General features: G+C 48.1%; 18 protein-coding genes and 1 pseudogene. 13 read left to right on the forward strand and 6 right to left on the reverse strand.

Annotated elements, in window-relative coordinates:
- Positions 1-97: 97 nt before the first annotated feature.
- The gene (locus DWZ44_RS10575) at positions 98-2,776 is read right to left on the reverse strand and encodes a sensor histidine kinase (protein WP_117804830.1); all 2,679 of its coding nucleotides are present in this window, start codon (positions 2,774-2,776) and stop codon (positions 98-100) included.
- A 16-nt stretch (positions 2,777-2,792) separates the two neighbouring features.
- Positions 2,793-3,488, reverse strand: coding sequence for a response regulator transcription factor (locus DWZ44_RS10580; RefSeq protein WP_022461396.1), 696 nt, complete (start codon positions 3,486-3,488; stop codon positions 2,793-2,795).
- A gap of 248 nt (positions 3,489-3,736) precedes the next feature.
- Here DWZ44_RS10580 and DWZ44_RS10585 point away from each other — a divergent pair, with 248 nt between their 5' ends.
- The 8 genes from DWZ44_RS10585 to DWZ44_RS10620 all read left to right on the forward strand — a co-directional run bounded on the left by DWZ44_RS10585 (position 3,737) and on the right by DWZ44_RS10620 (position 13,769).
- Entirely contained in the window at positions 3,737-4,138 is a 402-nt protein-coding gene (locus DWZ44_RS10585) for a GGDEF domain-containing protein (protein WP_179973075.1), read from the forward strand.
- Positions 4,139-4,558: 420 nt separating this feature from the next.
- Positions 4,559-5,953 (forward strand): magnesium transporter, encoded by a 1,395-nt coding sequence (gene mgtE / locus DWZ44_RS10590; RefSeq protein ID WP_022461398.1) that lies wholly within the window; start codon positions 4,559-4,561, stop codon positions 5,951-5,953.
- A gap of 201 nt (positions 5,954-6,154) precedes the next feature.
- Positions 6,155-7,543: an alanine/glycine:cation symporter family protein gene (locus tag DWZ44_RS10595; RefSeq protein WP_055219316.1), complete on the forward strand. Its 1,389-nt coding sequence runs from the start codon at positions 6,155-6,157 to the stop codon at positions 7,541-7,543.
- 60 nt (positions 7,544-7,603) lie between these two features.
- Positions 7,604-8,509: an alpha/beta hydrolase gene (locus DWZ44_RS10600; protein ID WP_055219163.1), complete on the forward strand. Its 906-nt coding sequence runs from the start codon at positions 7,604-7,606 to the stop codon at positions 8,507-8,509.
- A gap of 1 nt (position 8,510) precedes the next feature.
- Positions 8,511-9,251, forward strand: coding sequence for a LytR/AlgR family response regulator transcription factor (locus tag DWZ44_RS10605; RefSeq protein ID WP_055219161.1), 741 nt, complete (start codon positions 8,511-8,513; stop codon positions 9,249-9,251).
- Between the two features lie 51 nt (positions 9,252-9,302).
- Positions 9,303-9,962, forward strand: coding sequence for a sensor histidine kinase (locus tag DWZ44_RS10610; protein ID WP_055219159.1), 660 nt, complete (start codon positions 9,303-9,305; stop codon positions 9,960-9,962).
- A 184-nt stretch (positions 9,963-10,146) separates the two neighbouring features.
- Entirely contained in the window at positions 10,147-11,949 is a 1,803-nt protein-coding gene (locus tag DWZ44_RS10615; RefSeq protein ID WP_055219157.1) for an ABC transporter ATP-binding protein, read from the forward strand.
- Positions 11,949-13,769 carry an ABC transporter ATP-binding protein gene (locus DWZ44_RS10620; protein WP_117804831.1) on the forward strand — a complete coding sequence of 607 codons (1,821 nt, stop codon included), beginning with the start codon at positions 11,949-11,951 and terminating at the stop codon, positions 13,767-13,769. Before DWZ44_RS10615 ends, DWZ44_RS10620 begins: the two co-directional genes overlap by 1 nt.
- 109 nt (positions 13,770-13,878) lie before the next feature.
- Here the strand turns inward: DWZ44_RS10620 and DWZ44_RS10625 are convergent, their stop codons facing one another.
- The 4 genes and pseudogenes from DWZ44_RS10625 to DWZ44_RS10640 form a co-directional block, all read right to left on the reverse strand.
- Positions 13,879-14,484, reverse strand: a complete 606-nt coding sequence (locus DWZ44_RS10625) for an NUDIX hydrolase (protein ID WP_055219153.1) — start codon at positions 14,482-14,484, stop codon at positions 13,879-13,881.
- Between the two features lie 26 nt (positions 14,485-14,510).
- A complete protein-coding gene (locus DWZ44_RS10630) occupies positions 14,511-14,768 on the reverse strand; it encodes a hypothetical protein (RefSeq protein ID WP_022461406.1) in 258 nt (85 codons plus the stop codon).
- Between the two features lie 81 nt (positions 14,769-14,849).
- Positions 14,850-15,257, reverse strand: a pseudogene (locus tag DWZ44_RS10635) (glycoside hydrolase family 3 N-terminal domain-containing protein); the annotation flags it as partial.
- Between the two features lie 30 nt (positions 15,258-15,287).
- Entirely contained in the window at positions 15,288-15,926 is a 639-nt protein-coding gene (locus DWZ44_RS10640; protein ID WP_117804832.1) for a bifunctional 4-hydroxy-2-oxoglutarate aldolase/2-dehydro-3-deoxy-phosphogluconate aldolase, read from the reverse strand.
- Positions 15,927-16,130: 204 nt separating this feature from the next.
- Between DWZ44_RS10640 and DWZ44_RS10645 the strand changes: the two genes are divergently transcribed.
- From DWZ44_RS10645 to DWZ44_RS10660, 5 genes are all read left to right on the forward strand, one after another.
- Complete coding sequence (locus DWZ44_RS10645; RefSeq protein WP_117802480.1) at positions 16,131-17,006, forward strand: AraC family transcriptional regulator; 876 nt, start codon at positions 16,131-16,133, stop codon at positions 17,004-17,006.
- A gap of 224 nt (positions 17,007-17,230) precedes the next feature.
- Positions 17,231-17,755, forward strand: a complete 525-nt coding sequence (locus DWZ44_RS10650; RefSeq protein WP_117467743.1) for a cysteine hydrolase family protein — start codon at positions 17,231-17,233, stop codon at positions 17,753-17,755.
- Positions 17,756-17,779: 24 nt separating this feature from the next.
- On the forward strand, positions 17,780-17,944 hold the full coding sequence (locus DWZ44_RS18430; RefSeq protein ID WP_165853157.1) for a hypothetical protein: 165 nt from the start codon (positions 17,780-17,782) through the stop codon (positions 17,942-17,944).
- Positions 17,945-17,971: 27 nt separating this feature from the next.
- Complete coding sequence (locus DWZ44_RS10655; protein ID WP_117467742.1) at positions 17,972-18,145, forward strand: DUF6440 family protein; 174 nt, start codon at positions 17,972-17,974, stop codon at positions 18,143-18,145.
- A gap of 60 nt (positions 18,146-18,205) precedes the next feature.
- The gene (locus DWZ44_RS10660; RefSeq protein WP_117467741.1) at positions 18,206-18,664 is read left to right on the forward strand and encodes a VOC family protein; all 459 of its coding nucleotides are present in this window, start codon (positions 18,206-18,208) and stop codon (positions 18,662-18,664) included.
- Positions 18,665-18,719 lie beyond the last annotated feature (55 nt).

Raw genomic sequence — 18,719 nt, forward strand, 5'->3', positions numbered from 1 at the left:
GCATTTCATAAACAACTCCCCGCCGGGAACCGCATCTGCTGCGTGTTTCCCGGCGGGGAGTTGTCGTTTTCTATTCTCTTTTATTTTTCAACACTTCTCAGGCATCCTGCTGTGCTTCCTCCTGTACCGCTTCCGGTACGATCATCGGAGGCATCGGTTTTTTCTCCTTTACAGCTTCATCAAACGTAATCGTAACCTTGAACAGGTCGCCGTCCAGATAAATGTTGAAGCTTCCATGCTGCAATACCGTTAGGTTCTTTGCGATTGAAAGACCCAGGCCGCTGCCCTCGGTGCTCCGGCTGACATCGCCGCGGATAAAACGCTCCGTCAGTTCATCTGCCTGGAAGTTCAGCGGGTTCTCGGAAATGTTCTTGATCGAGAGCTGAATCTTTCCGTCTTTTTTGATGGCATCCACATAAACCCGTGTTCCCGGCATGGCATATTTGCAGACATTTACGTACAGGTTCTCAAGCACGCGCCAGATGCGGCGGCTGTCCGCACGGATCAGAAGCGGTTCCGGCTGGAAAATACAGATCAGGTCGAGATTGCGGCCTTCGAACCGCTCCGCAAATTCTCCGTTCACCTGCTGTACCAGTTCATTCAGGTTCAGGTTCATGAATTCCAGTTTAATATTTCCGGAGCTGATCTTCGATGCCTCGACAAGGTCCTCCGTCAGCTGTTTCAGGCGCTGTGATTTTTCGTCGAGTACGCGGATATAATCTTTCGCTTTCTCGTTTTCAATATTTTCCCGTTTCAGCAGATCGACATAATTAATAATAGAAGTAAGCGGTGTCTTGATATCGTGGGATACGTTGGTGATCAGATCCGCTTTTAAGCGCTCGCTCTTCATCTGCTCCTGCACTGCCTCTTTCATTCCCTCTCCGAGCGAATTGACAATTCCGGCAAGCTGAAGGTTGTCTTCCCCCTGCAGCTCCGTCAGGTCAATCTTGTAATCCAGATCGCCCGCAGCAATCTCTTTTAAGCCATGTTCAATCTGTTTTCTTCCGGATGCCTCGCGCAGCAGAAGAAGCAGCACTGCGGCATCCATCACCAGGGTAAGGAATACGCCGAACATTCCGAAGCCGCAGCAGAGAATGATCTGCACGCCGCAGAAAACGCAGAACATAAGGATCGTTCGCTCCGACTCCTGTCTGCCTTCATAGAAGGTTCTTCCGGCAGACACGATCCGGTGGCCGACGCAGTACAAAAACGACTGTTTCCAGACGTTGCGTGCTTTGATCCGGCGCACCAGTGAGCAGTACGGAATCAGTGTGATCAGAAATCCGGCGAGGATGCCCGATGCGGCCACCAGGCTTCGCCATGTATCTGCTTCATTTCCATAGGATCCGCTGTAGATGTAGTTTCCGTCAAAATTCTGGATATAATGAACGCCGCCGTAGGAAAGTTCGATGCAGACAGCAACGATTCCAACTGCTCCCATCACAATCAGGATGGCGGCTGCAGCTGCGATTTCCGTGTACCACTGATCGAAAAAGTAAAGGCGGATTTCTTTGTTTTTTCCATTTCTTCCTGCCTGCAGTGTGAACAGGACCAGGCAGACCAGCGTTCCGATTCCGCCAACTGCAATCATCAGAAGAAGGAGCTGCATTTTCGGAAGCCACTGGCTGTAGATCTCACTGTACTGGGAGAAATAGTCGCTTGCTGCCAGATCCGGATCCAGTGCAACAAAGATCTTCTGATAATTATCTGCAATCTGATTGTTCAGTAGATAGCTTCTCGCTGCTTCCACGGCCGGGCTGTTTTTTCTTGTTGCATAAGAACGGACTTTGTCGGCACCGCCGGTCCGGTCAACAGCAAAGGCGAACGGATAGGGCGATTTCTGCGCAATGGCTGTTGTGTAACCATTTTTCCAGGAATCCACATTCGTATAGATATTTCCTTCTTTATCCTCCAGACAGTACCAGAGATTGGCATCGTCCGCATCGACGCTGATGCCGCTCTCCTGGTTTTTAAAAGCAGCAACTTCTTCCGTGACCCCGGAAAGTGTCATATACAGATCGCGGATGGATACCTTTTTCAGATTTGCCGCCGCGTACTCATAGAGGTACGTTCCCGCTTTCGTTTTCTGCGTTTCCAGGCTCATTCCCTGATCGTATAGATACAAAAACTGGGAGGAAACATCAGCAGGATCAATTTTTTTCTCTTTCAGGCTTTTCACTGCATTATCGGAAGGAAAGTAGACCTCGCCGTCCGGGGAAAAGCTGTCAAACGTCTCTGCATCTGCCGCGCTCACTTCTTCGGTGAGTGCGGCTACATCCGTCTCTTCTGTTTCCTGGCTCACGTCAGTTCCATCTTCGTATGCAAGATAGGCTTCTTTGTCAATTCCGGCATCGTTCGTCGCATAATTGTCCGCAGTATACGCTGCCACCTCATTGAGGTCTGCGCTGCTGCCGTCATCGTACATCTTGACAAGCTGGTCAATGGTGTACGTTGTACTTATCCCGCCGCTTCCCTCTCCATCGGTTGCAAAGGCACGGTAATCAATCTCTTTTGTTCCGTCGTATCGACCGTTTGTGCCGAATTTACTCATATCATTATAGTAGCTCATGACGTTATGAAGCTGCCGCTGCACCAGTGTGCCGCATGCGGTGGTTTCTTCAAACGCATACTTTTTTGCTGCCGCATTCGGCGTCAGGCCGACGCTGGAAAGCATCAGTGTCTGAATGCCCCCGAACAGCGCACTGGCGGCAAAAACGATCAGCAGAAGAAAAACGATCAGCTTCCCCGTCAGGCTGTAGAGTTTTCGTTCTTTCACAATTATTCACTCCTTATTATTGTTTCTCAATCTTATACCCAATTCCCCATACAACTTTCAGATAGCGCGGCTCCTTCGGGTTGATTTCGATTTTCTCACGGATGTGACGAATGTGGACCGCAACGGTGTTGTCCGCACCGATCGCCTCCTCGTTCCAGATGCTCTCGTAGATCTGTTCAATCGAAAATACCTTGCCTGGATTTTTTACCAGCAGCAGGAGAATGTTATATTCGATCGGGGTCAGTTTGACTGGTTCACCCTCGACGCTGACTTCTTTTAAATCGTCATTGACGAGAAGCCCGCCGACCTGATACACATTTTCTCCGTCGTCCGCCGGAAGATTTCCAAGTTTCGTGTAGCGCCGCAGCTGAGATTTCACCCTCGCCACCAGCTCGAGCGGGTTAAACGGCTTCGTCACGTAATCATCCGCGCCGATGTTCAGTCCCAGAATTTTGTCCACATCCTCTGATTTTGCGGACAGAATAATGATCGGAATACTGCTCTTTTCCCTGATTTTCAGCGTCGCACGGATGCCGTCCAGTTTCGGCATCATGACGTCGATAATCAGCAGCTGAATCTCCTCCCTCTCGAGCATCTGGATGGCCTGCATGCCGTCATATGCTTTCAGCACATGATAGCCCTCCTGGGTCAGATAAATCTCAATGGCGTCTACAATCTCTCTATCATCATCACATACTAAAATGTTGTACATTTCTTCTTTCTCCACCTTTCATTTTTTCTTTTCCGGCACTTTTTTTCCGCGCCGGACCTCCCACATGATTCAAAGATGATTGTACCGCAAATTCCCTCAAGTTGCCAGATGTCTTTTGTTTTCATCCTTACTGTACCAAAGGAATCTTTAGGTCCGCAAAGGAAAACCTTAAGTTTCTATAAAGTTTTGTCTGTGAATTCAGAGCTCAAACATTTTTTAGACAATTGCAATTATTTTCTTAGCACATCCTGCTTGCCGTCTATGCGGATCTCAATAATTTAAAGATCATCAACGACCGATACGGGCATGAAGAAAGGGACTTCTCCATCCGCCTTGTCGGACAGTTTCTGCAGGATTCCATCGGCAAACGCGGTGTCTGCGGACGCATCGGCGGCGATGAATTCGCATATCTTGTTCCGTGTTCCGACGAAACAATGTCCAGGGATCTGTACCGGACGCTGCACTCCGCATTCGACATTTTTAATAGAACGAACGAAAAAGCATATAATATTACCGTTTCCACCGGCTTTTATCTGCTTCCGAAAGACATGGATTCCACACTTCCGGAGATGCTCGCGCATGCGGATGCAATGCTTTACGAGGAGAAACAGAAACGAGATAAGAATGTTGCGAAAATTTTACCAAAATAGGAATTGATTTTTTTCTGGAAAGCAGTTAGAATACTTGAGGGATGATTTTTGAATCCCGTATTTCAAGCGAAACAGACCGGCAAAAACGGCTGTTTGATCAAAAAATTTCTAAAAAAAGGCAGGTGAACAGAATGGATAGTTGTGATTCTCATGGGCGAAGTACCAGCATAGGACGGGAACCGGAAAATATGCAGGATGACGGCCATCCTTCTGTCCTGCTTTAATCTTAAATATTTTCCCTTCTTATCCTATGAAAACCCGAAGTAAGACACATGATCCAAACCAGTTTTGAAACGTAATTCTCTGGTTCTTTTTTCGTGTGCTTTTACTGCCCTGTGAGGGTTCCAACATGCTTTTTCGCACCGACAGCACGCATGTTTTTTTCTGCTGTCAAAAAAAAGAATGGAGGATAACGAAAAAATGGAAAAACGAGTACAGGATTATACCCAGGAGATCCTGGATACAATCCGCAGTAACTCTTCTCCGGCTGTCATGGGCAGCCGCCTGGAAGATTACCACGAAAATGACCTGGCAGATGTTCTGCCGCTTTTAACGGTTCCGGAGCGATGCAAACTGTACCGCATTCTGGACACGGACATGCTGTCCGATATTTTTGAGTATGCTGAATCCGACAACGTAGCCGAGTACCTCGAAGAGATGGATGTCAAAAAAGCCGCTTCCATCCTCTCCAAAATGGAGACCGATGCACTGGCCGAGGTTCTGCAGAAACTCGACAAAGCAAAGAAAAAACTTCTGATCGAACTGCTCGATCCGGAAGTACGCCACGATATTGAGATGATCGCCTCCTTCGATGAAGATGAAATCGGTAGCCGCATGACGACAAACTGCATCATCATCCGCGAGGATCTGAATGTCAAACAGGCGATGAGCAGCCTGATCGATCAGGCCGCAAAGAACGACAACATCTCTACCATCTTTGTTGTCAATGCGCAGCAGAAATTTTACGGAGCGATCGATCTGAAAAACCTGATCATCGCAAGACGCGACGAGACGCTCGAGGATCTGACCGTAACTTCTTACCCGTACGTATATGCAGAGGAGCCGATCAACGAGTGTATCGAAGAACTGAAGGATTATTCCGAGGATTCTATTCCGGTCCTCGACAATGACAACCGCCTGCTCGGTGTCATCACATCATCAAACATCATCGACCTGGTTGATGATGAGATGGGTGAGGACTACGCGATGTTCGCAGGTCTGACCGCAGAGGAGGATTTAAAAGAGCCGTTAAAAGACAGTATGAAAAAACGTCTTCCATGGCTGATCATCCTGCTCGGTCTTGGCATGCTGGTTTCTTCTGTAGTCGGTATTTTCGAACAGGTTGTCACAACCCTTCCGATCATCATGACCTTCCAGTCCCTGATCCTTGACATGGCCGGAAACGTTGGTACCCAGTCCCTGGCTGTTACCATCCGTGTCCTGATGGATGAGTCCCTGACCGGAAAACAGAAATTACAGCTTGTTTTCAAGGAAATGCGCATCGGTTTCTGCAATGGTCTTCTGCTTGGTGTTCTGTCCTTTGCTGTCATCGGACTTTTCATCTTCTTATTCAAGGGAAAGACCATGATGTTCGCATTTTCCGTTTCCGCCTGCATCGGCATCGCACTGCTGCTGGCAATGCTGATTTCCAGTGCCGTCGGCACCTGCATTCCGCTGTTCTTCAAAAAGATCCACATCGATCCGGCGGTTGCTTCCGGTCCGCTCATCACGACGGTCAACGACCTTGTCGCTGTCGTTACATTCTATGGCCTGAGCTGGCTGTTCCTGATCGAGATGCTGCATCTCGCAGGCTGATCTTTTGATACGACTGAAAAATTTTTAAGAGGCAGATATCAACTTTTTCTGGTTTCGGAAAAAGCTGATATTTGCCTCTTATCTTTTCTCTTCCCTTCTTTACATTCCAAACAGAAACCGATATAATAGCAGGTAACGGTGCTTTTATGCTTTGACGTTTCACAGTGCCGCAAATATTTTGAAATGAGGGTTTTTGAAAACATGATTGTCAATCTCATCACCACAGTCTACAACTTTCTCTGGGGCGATCTTTTTACGATTCCGCTCCCGGGCGGCGGCAGTCTCGGAATCTCCCTTTTGATTCTTCTGCTGATCCCAACCGGCATCTATTTTACGATCCGGACACGTTTTCTTCCTATCCGTCTGTTCCCGGACATGATCCGTGCCCTGTCGGAAAAGAAAAATGAAAAAAGCAGCCTTTCTTCTTTTCAGACACTGATCGTTTCCACCGCAACGCGTGTCGGTATGGGAAATCTGGTCGGCGTTGTCGCTGCAGTCTCCGCCGGAGGCGCAGGTGCTGTGTTCTGGATGTGGGTGACGGCTATCATCGGCTCGTCTACCGCGTTTATCGAAGCTACGCTCGCACAGCTTCACAAAGAAGAAGATCCTCTGTACGGCGGCTACCGCGGCGGTCCTGCCTACTACATTCACGATCTGGTTGAAGACCACCTCAAGAAGAAAAAACGATACGTTCTGCCGGCTGTTCTGTTTGCCATTGCCGGTCTGATCTGCTGGTGCGGTATCAGTCAGGTAATCAGCAACTCCGTGGCTTCTTCTTTTAAAAATGCATTTTCCATTCCGCCGCTTTACACCAGTATCATGCTGGTGATTCTTTCTGCAATCATCGTACTGCGGAAAAATGCAACCGTAAAGGTGCTGGATTTTATAGTTCCTGTCATGGCAGTCTGCTATTTCTTTATCACACTGTTTATCATCGCAGTCAACCTCCGTCAGATTCCTTCTGTGTTTGCACGCATTTTTGAGGAAGCCTTCGGACTTCGTCAGATGGCAGCCGGCGGTTTTGGTGCTGTTCTGATGAACGGTGTAAAGCGTGGTCTGTTTTCGAATGAAGCCGGTTCCGGCTCCGCTCCATGCGCCGCTGCCGCCGCAGAATGTGACCGCCCGGCCAAAGCAGGCCTTGTACAGGCGCTCGGCGTTTTTGTTGACACAATCGTCATCTGCAGCTGCACCGCAATGATTATGCTGCTTGCACCAAAGGATCTGATTAATGGCCTTTCCGGCATGGATCTCTTGCAGACCGCCATGCAGTATCATCTGGGAAAATTCGGTGTGATTTTCATTGCACTTACGCTGTTTTTGTTCAGCTTTTCCACGTTCCTCGGCATTTTGTTCTATGCCAGAAGCAACGTTGCCTACCTGTTCGGTGACAAGTGGTGTTTCCAGACCGCTTACAAGGTTCTTGCACTTGTAATGCTGTTTATCGGCGGTATTGCCGCATACACTTTTGTGTGGGATCTTGGTGATGTCGGCATCGGGCTGATGACAATTTTCAACATTATTGCACTGTATCCACTTGCAGGTGAGGCGCTTTCCGAGTTAAAATCATATGAGGAGTCGAAGAAATCGTAAATCCTGTGGATTGCTGTTTCGGACCGAAAAATGGGTTTTTGAAAAAGGAGGTTTTTACACATGATCATTGAACCATCAAACTACACGTATGAGACAATGCCGGACTACACAGACGCGGTAGACGGCGCCGTGGAAATTCCGGTGACCGGAGAGGAAATTGAGATCCGCTATGCGCATGAAGTTGTCTACGACGAGGCGCACAATCTTCATCTGGAAATTTTCACACCATTCCAGATGGCGCACCCGGAGCGCACTTGGCCGTGCATCACATTTATTCAGGGATCCGCCTGGATGAAACAGTATGTCTACCAGAAGGTCGGCATGATCGCCCGTCTGGCGCAGCGCGGCTACGTTGTTGCAATCGTCGAATACCGTCACAGCGGAATCGCACATTTCCCAGCGCAGATCATCGACGCAAAAAATGCGGTACGTTTTCTGCGTGCGCATGCGGAGGAATACAAGCTGAATCCATCGCAGATGTTCCTGATGGGAGATTCTTCCGGCGGACAGGTTTCTTCCGTTGCCGGCATGACCGCAAAGAGCGGAAAACTTGACGAGCCGATCAATGAGGAAAGCTGCGAGGTATGCGGTATTATCGATCTGTACGGAGCTGTTGATGTGACACTGCCGTACGGCTATCCGATAACGCTGAACCATCAGAAACCAGACAGCCCGGAGGGCATGCTGATGGGCTATGACATTACCGAGCATCTTGAGGAGGCTAAGGCAGCCTGCTCCAAAACATACGTGAACGAGGATTTCCCGCCGATGCTGATCGCACACGGCACCAAGGACACGATGGTGTTCTGCCAGCAGAGTGTCGATCTCTACCACGCATTAAAGGATGCCGGAAAAGATGTACAGCTGTATCTTCTTCGCGGCGCAGACCACGGCGGTGCCGCATTCTGGACCGAGGAAATGATTACCGTTTACGATAACTTCTTCAAAAAATGTTTGGGTGAATAACATGAGAATTGCTTACTGCGAAGATGAACCGGCGCAGCGTTCCCGGATGGAACTGCTGCTCCGCACCTTTGCGGAGCGAAAAAGGCTTCCTCTGACCGTGGAAGCCTTTTCAGACTCCGCCGCTTTTCTGTTCCAGTATCCCGGCTCGTATCCGTTTGATCTCATCTTTCTCGATATTGATCTCGGCGGAATGGACGGCATGGCGCTGGCGCGGAAAATCCGTGAAACGGACAGTGAGGTGCCGATTCTCTTTCTGACGAATCATAAAGAATATGTTTTCGAAGGATATGAGGTGCAGGCGTTCCGGTATCTCTTAAAGCCGGTGACAGAGGATACACTGTTTCCGCTGCTCGAGGAGCTGCAGGCGATGCGCGGACAGGAAAAGCCGCATCTGCTGCTTTCACTTGGCGGGGAGACGCAGAAGCTGTTTCTCTCCGACCTGCTTTTTGTGGAATCCGATAATCATTATCTGACGCTGCATACAGCCGCCGGAATGGAAACTTTTAAGAAAAATCTGTCGGAGTTCCGCGAAGAACTTTCTGCCGCATGGCAGGCTTCTGGTGAGACGGGGGAATGTTTTGCGGCCGCACACCGGAGTTATCTTGTGAATCTCGCTCATGTGGAGCGGATCACGCGGACGGAATGTCTCTTGTCGGACGGAACAAAAATTCCGGTCAGCCGCGGATGCTATGCATCACTCAACCATGCGTTCCTGCAGTTTTACCGGCCGAATGCGTTTTAAAGGTTTTGCATTTTTTAATTTCCAATTCCGAACGAACCGAGGTGATGTTTCATGGCGCACATTCCATTTTTATCCCATTATCTGGAACGCAAAAATATCGAATACCAGAACCAGCTTCTCGCCCGCCAGGTCGAGGAAGTGCAGAATATCTATCTGACAATGCGCGGCTGGCGCCATGATTACCACAATCATCTGCAGTCAATGAAGGCATATGTTGAGATGGGACAGTATGATAAGCTGCAGGAATATCTCGGGCTGCTCGAAAATGATCTCGATCAGGTCAACCAGCTCTGCGACTCGGGGAATGTGAATCTCGATGCGATTTTAAATTCCAAAATTTCACTCGCCGAAAAGAACGGCATCCGCGTGGATTACAAGGCAGCCTGCCCGGCCAATCTTACGGTGAGTGATATTGATCTCTGCGCGCTGATCGGAAATCTGATTGACAATGCGGTGGAAGCATGCGAGGGCCTTGCGGATCCCTATATCCGGCTTTATATTGGTGTGCTGAAAAACCAGCTGTATATTTCCGTTACGAATGCAACAAAGGATACTGTGCGGAAGCTGGACAGCGAGTATATCACCACGAAGCGCGGAAATCACGGGCATGGGCTGAAACGGATCAATCTTGTTGTGGAAAAGTACGAAGGATATATCAACCGGCAGAACGAGCCCGGCGTTTTCGTGACGGAGATTATGCTGCCGCTGTAAAAAGCTCTTTCCAGAATTTTTTGATTTTGTCCGATGATTCTACAGAAAAATTTTGCAGAACGTGAACACTTTTTTTGCTGTTCGCGTTCTTTTTTGTTCCATTTACGTACTTTTCCCCCGTGTTTTGCATGAATATGGTAGGATAACTACAGTTCACGAAAGACATGTGACAGAGGAGGTCTTTATGTATTCATTATGGTCTAACTACATTTATATTCATCGGGAGCTGTGGCATTACAGCAAAAAGCCGTTTCTCTTTCAGGCACTCGAAATCGTCTCACAGGTGCTCACCGGCTTTTTCGGGATTCTGCTTCCTGCCGGGATTCTCCTGTTTCTGGAACAGAGCAGCGGCTTTTCCGGATTTGCACTTGGAACGCTCGTTCTCTTTCTTTGCTATGCCGTTGTTTTTGTCAGCCACACCTTTCTGCAATCGCGGAACGCCTGGCAGTATACCGAATTCCGGACCGGCTTTTTTACGCGCCGCCTTCTCTGTCATTTCATGCAGATAGATTATGCGGTTCTGACAGAACCAAAAACGCTGCAGCTCGCCGAAAAAGCCGTCGGAGCCACCTGCAGCAACTGGGTCGGCGTGGAAGGCATGTTCCGATACGATGTCACAATTTATTCTTCGTTTCTTGGGCTGATTCTCTACGCAGGACTGATCGGAACCGTCCATCCGGCTATCATTCTTCTGCTGCTTGTGCTCTCGGTTCTGCAGTTTCTCAGCTACCGCCGCGCGGCTTCTTACGAAGTCCGCCGCAGAGACGATCTGTCTGAAATTGAAGTATCGCAGCGCTATTTCCAGAAACAGTCGTACAACACATCCGCCGGAAAGGATATCCGTCTGTATCAGCTGAACGGATGGCTCGATGGTGTTTATCGCCAGCTCAACAAGCGGTATCAGAAAATTCTGTTCCGCATCCGCAGCGCCTACTTTGCAAATGATCTGCTGACACTTACACTACAGCTTCTGCGCGACGGAATCTGCTATGGCTTTCTGATTTACCGTCTATCCCACGGCACGATGACCGTATCCGGCTTTGTGCTTGCGCTCGGTGCCGTCTCCGGTTTTTCTTCATATTTTAACGAGATCACCGCCGCGCTCTCCAAATCCGTGCTCTGTCTCGAGCAGATCCGCTGGCTGCGGGAATTCTTCGATCTCCCGTTCCCTGCAGGCCACACGCTGCCGTTCCGGCCGGAACTTGCGGAAGAAAAACCGCTGGAAATCTGCTTTTCCCACGTCTCGTTTTCCCATCCGGGCGGCGATAAAAGGATCCTCGATGATGTCAGTTTTACACTCCATGCGGGCGAGCATACGGCACTTGTCGGCATCAACGGCGCCGGAAAATCCACCATTGTCAAGCTGATCTGCGGGCTATATCAGCCAACGGAAGGGAATATCACCATCAACGGCATTCCCCTTGGCAGTCTGAATCCGGCACAGTATTACAAAGCAATCGCGGCGGTCTTTCAGGACCCGTTTGCACTCTCGTTTTCGATTGCAGAAAATGTGAGCTGCTCCCCACTGGAAGAGACCGATCGTAACCGTTGCCGAGAAGCACTCATCCGCGCCGGACTCTGGGAAAAAATTGCAAGTCTGCCGCAGAAAGAAGAAACCTATCTTGGCAAGGATATGGCGGACGACGGCATTACGCTTTCCGGCGGTGAAATGCAAAAACTGATGATGGCGCGGGCACTCTATAAAAATTGCCATCTGCTCCTGCTCGATGAGCCGACGGCTGCGCTCGATGCAATCTCGGAAAATAAAATGTACGAAACCTACAGCACACTGCTGAAAAATAAGACTGCGCTTTTCATCTCGCACCGTCTTGCATCGACACGCTTCTGCGATACGATCCTGTTTCTCGAAAACGGAAAGATCAAAGAATGCGGAACCCACGATGAGCTGATTGCCCTTGGCGGATCGTATGCGCATATGTTTGAGGTGCAGAGCCAGTATTATCAGGAAACGGAGGAAGATATCTGATGAAAATGAAAGAACGGTTTCATGCCATCTGCCGCTTTTTAACTATGGTGAGCCAGGGCAATCACCGCGTGCTGTTCTGGCTTCTCGGAAGCGCTTTTGCAGCTGCAACGCTGCCGTATCTCTCCTTGTTTTTCTCGGCGCGAATTTTGAATTTACTGCTTGCAAAGTCGTACCGCGCCTGTCTGTATACTGTTGTCGTCTTTCTGCTTACGCAGTATGGGCTGGGATTGTTTGAAAAAATCTGCCGCCAGTATCTCAACGGCCAGAAGGAGCTCTGTCTTGCACGCACGGAACAGAAAATCACCGCAAAGGCGCTGGAGCTGGAGTTTGAGAAATTCGAAAAAACAGAGACGATGGATGCCATCCGGCGCACCAACGTCTCCTCCATGGGATCGGGAAATGTGGGTGACCAGCTCATTGTCATTCATACGCTGATCACTTCCCTGCTCTCGGTTCTCTATGCCCTGTTTTTCCTGCTCCGTCTGTTTCTTCTGTCCGACAGCAGCAGGAATAACTTTTTCACCTCGTCGTTTTCGATGCTTGCACTGCTCCTGCTCTGTGGTGTGCAGCTTGCACTTTCCTCCCGCATCAACCGCAGGAGTACGCAGAAAAAGATAGAGCTGAACCAGTGCAACGACCATTCCAACTCGGTTGCCAATTATCTCGTTAATGTGATGCTTGAAGAACGGCGCGCGGACGATATCCGCATCGGTCATCTCGATCATTTTCTCGACGTACAGTTTGGAAAAGCCATGGAACACTTTCTGCCGATGTACCTCGACTTCGCCCGCTTCTCCGCCATCACAGACGGAAAAAACGCGCTGCTTTCGCTCCTTTCCAATTTCGCTGCGTACCTTGTGATCGGCGCCAGGGCTCTGTACGGCGTTCTCCCCATTGGGGATGTTCTTCTGTATGCCGGTTCCGTGACACGCGCCATGAGTGATCTTCAGACATTTCTCGCAACCGGATCGGAGTTCGACTATATCAATTCCTATCTCTCGACCTATGAGGATTTCATTGCGCAGCCGTCTATGGCCTACGACGGTACACTGCCGATTGAGAAACGCGACGACGGCCAGTACGAATTTGCGTTCCACGATGTCTCATTCTCTTATCCCGGTACGAATATTCCGGTACTCGAACATGTGACACTGTCCTTTGCCGTCGGCGGAAAAACCGCCCTCGTTGGCCGTAACGGAGCCGGAAAGACAACACTCATCAAGCTGCTCTGCCGCCTGTATGAGCCAACTTCAGGTTACATCACCCTGAATGGCATTGACATCCGCAAATATAGCTACAAAGAGTACACGCAGGCATTCTCCGTCGTTTTCCAGGATTTCCACCTGTTTTCCCTCCCGCTCGACGAAAACATCGCCGCCGGAACCGAGATTGATGAAGCTGCTTTGCAATCCTCTCTTGCAAAAGTCGGTCTCACCGACCGTGTACAGCAACTCCCGCAGGGCGTCCGCACCCGCCTTTACAACAACAACGGCTCCGGTGTCGACCTTTCCGGCGGCGAGGCCCAGCGCACCGCCATCGCCCGCGCCCTCTACAAGGATGCCCCGTTCGTCATCCTCGACGAGCCGACCGCAGCCCTCGACCCGATCGCTGAGGCTGAAATCTACGAACAGTTCAGCCAGATGACCGCCGGCAAAACCGCTGTCTACATCTCCCACCGCATGAGCAGCTGCAAATTCTGCGACCGCATCATCGTCCTCGACCACGGCCGCATCGCCGAAGACGGAACCCACGACACCCTCCTCGCAAACCACGGCATCTACGCCAATCTTTACGAAACCCAGGCCCAATACTACACCTGAGTCCTCACCATCCCGTCCCCCACAACGTAAATGGGAGTCAGAAAAACACAACCCCTGGCAGTTCGTGCTAAGAACTTCCAGGGGTTGTGTTTTTCTGGCTCCCCTCCACTTATTTCAGGAATGCAAACGGCTCCTCATCATGAATAAAATGCATCAGATGATAAGAACACATAATTGCTACATTTTCTTCCTTTAAGATTCTCTTTGCCTCCTCGCGGTCAGCAAGGACAACTTCGATCACTTCGCTCTCTTCGAGGTATTTGCGGCTGATCTCGCCCTCGCACCAGCCGTAAACGGCAGAGCATGCTTCATCGGTCAGGCCGATTGTGGTGAAGAACGGTTTCTCGTAGCAGGGATCTACTTTCAACGGGTGAAACGTAAGACCGGTCTCCTCATGCATCTCGCGCACGGCAGCCTCATGGAACTCCTCGCCCGGTTCCACCAGGCCTGCCGGGAATTCGTAGATGTAGTCATCAATGGAAACGCGGTACTGGCGCACCAGGACAATTTTGTCGCGTTTTTCCCCGTACAGACTGTACATCAGCACACCGTCCGGCGTATTTTTCCTTGTTTTAATCTTCATCTGCTCGATGGATTTTGCGCGGGAAGCCACGTAATAGCGGAAGTGATGGTTTACTTTGTTTGTCCCTTCCACCAGGTAAAGATTTACGAACGGATTTTCCGTCTGTTTTGTGATTTTTTCAACATTCGGCATAAGTAACAACCTCTTTCTTTTCTCTTTTACTGGTCAAAATCAGCCTCAAACACGCCCTCCGGGGTGCGCATCGTCAGCACGCCGAGGTTGAATTCATCATCCATCACCGTGATGTGGTACTCGAAAATCACATCATCATCAAATTTCGATAATACCACATAGGAACCGTTCTCTTTTCCCTCGATCTGGTCGCAGATGTCATCGTAAACATCGCTTCCCGAAATCGGCCGCGGATAGCCGGATTCTTTGATTTTCTTTTCAATCATTTCATATAATTCGTTCATGTTCTGCCCTCGTTTTTCTTTTTATCGGTTATGTTTCATTGTACCACGAAAAGACCCGCGGGGACAATCCATTGCGGCGATTCACCGTGAACTTTTTTTATTTTCATACATCTTCTGGTCCGCCTGTTTCATGATGACGGATTCCGAGATTTCCATGTTTTCCCGAACCATTCCGCCGACGGTGCCGTTGATTCTGTTGTACGCCGTCATGATGCCCTCTGCGCCGCTCTCCTCAATACATCTGCGGAACGGCTCGAGATACAGCTCATATTTATTCCGCGGGTCAATCGAAGAGTTCTTCCAGCCGCGGCCGACCTCGGTGTTGTTTCCATAGAAGTGTTTCAGGGTTGATGCACAGCGCAGATATTTTGGATCGTCGCCCTGCATTCCCTCGATGTAAGCGCCGGCCATTTTTCCGGTCAGCACAGGGTCCTCGCCGTAGCACTCCTCGTTTCTTCCCCATCTCGGATCACGCTCGAGGTCAACGGTCGGTGCCCAGCGGCTGCGGGAAGGATGTCGTCACGTCCGGCTTTCCTTTACGATCTCAACCGCCTCTTTCACCAGCTCTTCAATGCGGTCGAATTCGTTGTTTTCAATTATCGTATTTTTTACCATCCAGCTTCCGCCGCATGCTGCGATGCGGTCGTATGCCAGGTATTCTCTTACATTCTGCGGGTTGATGCCGCCGGTCGGCATGAATTTCATCATGGTGTACGGTGCTGCGATGGCACGGATGTATTTCAGTCCGCCTGCCGGTTCTGCCGGGAAGAATTTCACCATGGTGAGCCCAAGACCGATCGCCTGCTCCATCTCAGTCGGGGTCACGATGCCCGGGATCACTGGTACTTCGTGTGCCTGACACCATTTTACTACCTCCGGGTTGAGACCCGGGCTGACGATAAATTTTGCTCCGGCTTTTACGGCGCGGTCCGCCTGCTCGGTTGTGAGCACAGTTCCGGCTCCCACCAGCATCTCCGGGAATTTTTCACTCATAATGCGGATGGATTCTTCTGCCGCATCGGTGCGGAAGGTCACCTCGGCGCAGGCAAGTCCGCCCTTGCAGAGAGCTTCGGCAAGCGGCTCTGCTTTTGCTGCATCCTGTAAAACGACAACCGGCACAATGCCGTATGTTCCAAGCTGTTCGAGAATCTGATTCATGATAGCTGTTCCTCCGTTTTGATCTTTATCTGAAATTTATTCTGCATTCTGTTTTTATTTTATTCCCTTGTATCGTAACTGGACAAGTTGTTTTTTTCTATTGTGCGGATTGCCGAATACATTGTAAAACTTGCTGTTTTGTGATATGCTGGGAATTGTTGTTATGGTTCAAAAATATCATTTTTTTGCAAGGATGCTTTTATTATGAAAGAAAAACTGCAGACGAAATTTGCCACCCGGCAGTACATGATTTCGGATACGTTTGAGTTATACTATTACAGCACCGACGATGTGCCCGGCGTAAAAGAACATACGCATACGCATTATGAGTTCTATCTCTTTCTCGAAGGGGCGATCTCACTGGAAATCGACGGAGTGCTCTACACACCGACGCCCGGCGATCTTCTTCTGATTCCGCCCGGCGTACCGCATCATCTGGTGATGCACGACCTGTCTGTGCCGTACCGCCGCTTTGTGTTCTGGGTCAGCACCTCTTTTGCAGAGCAGCTCCGCGCCCGTTCCGCCGACTACGTTTACCTGATGGAATACGCTGCCGAAAATCAGAAATATCTGTTCCCGCTCGATTCCGTCGAGTTCAACACGATCCAGTACCGCACCATCCGCCTGATCGAAGAAATGCGGTCCGATCATTTTGGAAAAGAGACGCAGATTTTTCTCTACGTCAGCGACCTGCTGATGCAGATCAACCGAACGGTGTATGAGCAGCATCACCCGCTCACCCGGAAAGCACAGCTCTCGCTGTATGAACAGCTCTGTTTCTATATTGATGAGCACCTGTCCGAGAATCTGTCGCTCGAACGGCTGGCGGCGGAACTTTTTGTGAGCAAATATCACATTGCACACGTTTTCAAGGATGAAATCGGCATGTCGATCCACCAGTACATTTCCAAAAAGCGGCTGGCAAGGTGCCGTGAAGCGCTGCTCGGCGATGTACCGGTCACAAAGGTGTATCTGCTGTTCGGATTTCACGACTATTCGAGTTTTTACCGCGCGTTTAAAAAAGAGTACGGGATCTCGCCGAAGGATTTTAAAGAACTGCATACCGTTACCAGCGATTAACACGGTCGTTCCAAATGCACTGTTCATATGGCAGTAACAAAATAGAAAGATTTCTGATCGAGATAATATAAGAGAAAAAATGGTCGTGTTGTGTAAGTACAATATGCCCGTTTTCATTATAAAAAATAGAACTAACAATGTACTTAGGACTAGTTGGCGTGCTAACGATTTGGTATAATGCAAATAAAGATAAATATTGGAATTTATTAAGGAGTAGTGGAAGAATGGTATTATTGGTTGTAGACACGCAAAAGGCACTTGTTAACGATGAATTATATAATTGTAATGAGTTTATTGACAATATTCAACTGCTAATTAAAAAAGCACGAGAAAACAATGTTGAAGTCATTTATGTTGTACATGATGATGGTGTTGGGAGCGGTTTAACAAAAGGTACTGATGGTTTTGAAATATTTGAAAAATTTAAGCCACTATCTAATGAAAAAGTATTTGTTAAAATCGTGAATAGTGCGTTTAAAGATACTGGTTTAGTTGAGTATTTAATGAAAAAAAATGAAAAAGATATAGTTGTTGTTGGACTTCAAACCGATAAATGTATCAATGCAACAGTAATAAGTGGATTTGAATATGGCTTTAATTTGATTGTACCTGCATTCGCAAATTCGACGGTAAACAATAATTATATGAATAACAAAAAAAGCTATCGGTATTATAACGAATTTATGTGGCATGAACGGTATGCTGAATGTATTTCTATAGAGGAAACTATAAAAAGAATGGAGGACTAAAATTTAGTTGATGAGGAGATTATTATGAAAGATAAAAGTATTTTAATCAGTATGGGAATTATTCTTTATATTATTATGGCTGGAGTGGATAGATTTGTTTATCGCATACCTAATATTGTTTATATTCCAGTAGCAATTTTAGGTATTGCTTTAATGTTGATTGGATTTTTCAAGAATAAATCAAAATAAAAAATTAAAAATCAGAGGTGATTTGAAATGAGTAAAAATAATAGGTTTGAAATAGTGTATCAAGAAACGGGTTTAAAAAGTGAGAAAACAATATATGTTGATAAAGAAACAGGAGTAAATTATCTTTTTATTGCAAATGGATTTGGAGGTGGTTTAACTCCATTATTAGATGTGGAGGGAAAACCTATTATTACGAAATGATCCATAATACTAAGAACTAATAGACGAATATATAAACTAGGACTTGTGGAGGTAATGGAAATGAAATTGAAAAATCCTATGCTAGTGGTAACAGATATAGAGAAATCAGTTGAGTTTTATAAAAAAGTTTTCGGGCTTCATGTGATTATGGATTTTGGAGCAAATAAAACTTTAACAGGCGGTTTGGCTTTGCAGACGGTTGAAACATATAAAGACTTTATCGGGAAAAGTGGTATTTCTTTTGGTGGCAATAACTTTGAAATTTATTTTGAAGAAGATAATTTCGATGAATTTGCGGATAAGCTGAAAGAATGTAATGTTGAATACGTCCACCCCATTGTAGAACATTCATGGGGACAGCGTGTTGTTCGTTTCTATGACCCAGATAAACATATTATTGAAGTTGGTGAGAACATGAAAATAGTATGTAAGCGTTTCTTAAATAGTGGAATGACACCAAAACAAGTATCAGAACGCATGGACGTACCTATGAAATTTGTCAATGCCTGTATGCGATAAATCCCAGTTTGCCTATACCTAGTGAGGTCAAGGAACAAGGCGAAGCCGATACGCC

This window comes from Blautia sp. AF32-4BH (genome assembly GCF_003460565.1).
In the GTDB taxonomy this organism is placed as follows: Bacteria; Bacillota; Clostridia; order Lachnospirales; family Lachnospiraceae; genus Fusicatenibacter; species Fusicatenibacter saccharivorans.